The sequence below is a fragment of the Citrobacter cronae genome (assembly GCF_016893685.1).
GTDB classification, from domain to species: Bacteria; Pseudomonadota; Gammaproteobacteria; order Enterobacterales; family Enterobacteriaceae; genus Citrobacter; species Citrobacter werkmanii.
Genome location: NZ_CP069763.1, coordinates 6,275 through 9,151, shown reverse-complemented (window position 1 = coordinate 9,151; position 2,877 = coordinate 6,275). Strand labels below are relative to the sequence as shown.

Below are 2,877 nucleotides of genomic sequence, written 5' to 3'. Positions count from 1 at the left end.
TCAGGACCCACGAAGGCTGGCTGTATCTTGCCGTGGTTGTTGATCTGTTCTCACGCAAAATTATCGGCTGGTCCATACAATCCCGGATGACAAAGGACATTGTCCTGAACGCACTGCTGATGGCTGTATGGCGGCGTAATCCCCAAAAACAGGTGCTGGTTCATTCGGATCAGGGCAGTCAGTACACAAGCCATGAGTGGCAGTCGTTCCTGAAATCACACGGCCTGGAGGGGAGCATGAGCCGTCGCGGTAACTGTCACGATAATGCGGTTGCAGAAAGCTTTTTCCAGTTGCTGAAACGCGAACGGATAAAGAAAAAGATCTACGGAACGCGGGAAGAAGCCCGCAGCGATATTTTTGATTACATCGAAATGTTTTATAACAGTAAGCGTCGGCATGGTTCTAGCGAACAGATGTCACCGACAGAATATGAAAACCAGTATTATCAACGGCTCGGAAGTGTCTAGATTATCCGTGGCGATTCAGGACGAGTACGCATTTATTCCCTCTTAAATAAAATTTAAACCCTCATTGCGGATTTTCATACAAACATAAATTGCAGTCTGCAAGCGCGCGCATAGAGAATGTATTTTCATGCCACGATGGCCGATTCAGGCAGGGGGATTCACCATTACGCGTAGTTGCTATTTTATCAGCATACTATCCTGGAAAGGATAAAATCCACACGCTCCTCAACAGAAACGCATGGCAATTCAATCAACTGATAGTCATACATACGGTATGTTTGCACCATTGCGTGATAGGTCGCGACGGCGACATCGAAAGATTGCTTGCGCTCGGTATCCTGTACATATATGTCACGCCAGGGGGGGGCTATAAATACTGTTCGGTTATAGCGAAATCTCTCGATGGCGTTTTCCAAATGCTTCGGTATGGTAAGCTCTGAAAGACGTAAATAACCTACAACATCAGGAACACCGCGGTCGAAGAAGCAGGGTCTTGTTTGCCCTTCTGCTTCGTGCCATGAACGCATTTCCCAGGATAGCATGAGCTCTGCGAACGTAGTTTGATTGGCCCATGGCAATGCATCACCGCCGATGTTAACCTGGTCTTGTATAACACCTCGTCCAGCTTCTTTAGAACACCAAAAACCTCTTTTTTTAATGGTATCAATTATCGTGCTTTTGCCTGACCCAGGGCCACCTGTAAGAATGATACGATGTTGAAAAGATGAAGACATTGAACCCTCCTGAACATTTATAGACGCGATGAAGTAGCAATTCTTATGGCGTATTTTCCCGTGTCGGCAGATTACTTGTTGATGGTTTGACTAACTACATTTTATCCTGGCTTGCATATCCGCTACTCGTTCTGACAGGACGTACTAAAACTGTGCTAGCAATACGACTGAAAGGTGGGCTGGATTTCACCATTCGATGGAATCTGAGGACGTTGCCAATGCAGACGATCAAACGTTCCCCCAGCTAAACGCTGCACTTCGCTCTCTGGTCTTCCCCACCAATAGTGGGCATGCGGCTAAGTGAGCGTCTTCAATGGATATGACTGTTCCTGCAAAAAATATCTGGCCTGAATATAAACTACTCGATATTCTGAAATGCTTTGTATTTTTTGTGAACAGGAAAAAGTATGCTGAGTACATTACCCGATTTACACAGAAGTTTTGCAGAGCAACTCAAGCTTAAATTTCAGTCGGATTCGCGAATCCATTCCCTTCTTGCTGGTGGCTCGATTGTTCACGGCGGATTTGATAAATACTCCGATCTCGATTTTGTCGTTGTCGTTGATTCTCTCCACTATGACGAAATCATGGCGCAGCGTAGGGAACTTGCCGGGACATTAGGCCATCTGCTGCATGCTTTCACCGGGGAACATGTCGGAGAGCCTCGTCTGCTTATATGCCTGTATGGCCCTGAACTCCTTCATGTCGATCTGAAATTCGTCACCCTGGATATGCTCACTCAACGCGTTGAGGAGCCAGCGGTGTTATTTACCCGTGATAACACTGCTCTGGAGCGACAACTGGCAAAGTTTAGCGCTCACTGGCCAAACATGACGCCGGAGTGGTTTGAGTCCCGCGCCTGGATCTGGCTTCATTATGCGGTGGTTAAACTGGGAAGGGGCGAACTCTTTGAAGCGATGGGTATGTTGGCATTCTTCCGCGAGCAGGTGCTGGGACCTATGCTGTACCGTCGTGCAAATTTACCGCAACGTGGCGTTCGCCGCATTGAATTCCTCAGCATTGATCCTGATGGCCTGCTGACTTCTACGCTGTCCACGCACGATTGTGACTCCGTCAGCATGGCCATCAAAATGGCCGCTGATGCTTATATCAATCTGCGAGCTGATGCTTTGCCTGACAATATTGCAGACGATGCGGCACGACAGGCGGTTCTTGCCATGCTGAAAGAGTACTCTGACTAAGTCCCTTCTTATCGCTAACATCTGGGATGCCGCCAGCAATGCAGCCGAAAAACTTCTGCTCTGTATTAGTGCCTTGAGTTTGTAATCTAAGACGTTTTTAGCAAGTAAAGGTCAGTATATCGTTCAAAACTGACCATGGTTTCTTTTTCTCGGGGCTTAGCTTTAAGGATCTCGTTGTTAGTGAGGGGGCGTGTGATACGCGCCATGTCTGGATTCTTTCCATAGTTGGTACACGTTTAATGGACCACAGTATAGATAGCGTATACCTATACGTGTACCAATTTTCTCTGGATTTAGCYGGATGYYYTCGGRCAAYWACAGACACAAAAAAGCCCGCAGRGCTTGCGCCGTGCGGGCTCTTAGGACTTTATTGGATGACTCTGGTAATCACCAATCGAGAAATTTGGGCTGGCAGGAGTTTAACCCGCGTCCGAAATTCCTACATACCATTAATACTATAGCAAAAACAGTAGT

Annotated in this window: 3 protein-coding genes; 2 read left to right on the top strand and 1 reads right to left on the bottom strand. The window is 47.2% G+C overall.

Annotated elements, in window-relative coordinates; genetic code table 11:
* Positions 1-467: IS3 family transposase (locus JSN25_RS00020; RefSeq protein WP_204525353.1), on the top strand; the 467-nt coding region annotated here is incomplete at its 5' end.
* A 185-nt stretch (positions 468-652) separates the two neighbouring features.
* On the opposite strand, the gene JSN25_RS00015 is transcribed toward JSN25_RS00020, so the two are convergent.
* Complete coding sequence (locus JSN25_RS00015; RefSeq protein ID WP_204525352.1) at positions 653-1,201, bottom strand: AAA family ATPase; 549 nt, start codon at positions 1,199-1,201, stop codon at positions 653-655.
* A 407-nt stretch (positions 1,202-1,608) separates the two neighbouring features.
* Between JSN25_RS00015 and JSN25_RS00010 the strand changes: the two genes are divergently transcribed.
* On the top strand, positions 1,609-2,403 hold the full coding sequence (locus JSN25_RS00010) for a nucleotidyltransferase domain-containing protein (RefSeq protein ID WP_204525351.1): 795 nt from the start codon (positions 1,609-1,611) through the stop codon (positions 2,401-2,403).
* Positions 2,404-2,877: the final 474 nt, after the last annotated feature.

Bases quoted from the DNA above. Each gene is read 5' to 3' on its own strand.
- JSN25_RS00015 (WP_204525352.1), bottom strand. From the start codon at position 1,201: ATGTCTTCATCTTTTCAACATCGTATCATTCTTACAGGTGGCCCTGGG.
- JSN25_RS00010 (WP_204525351.1), top strand. From the start codon at position 1,609: ATGCTGAGTACATTACCCGATTTACACAGAAGTTTTGCAGAGCAACTC.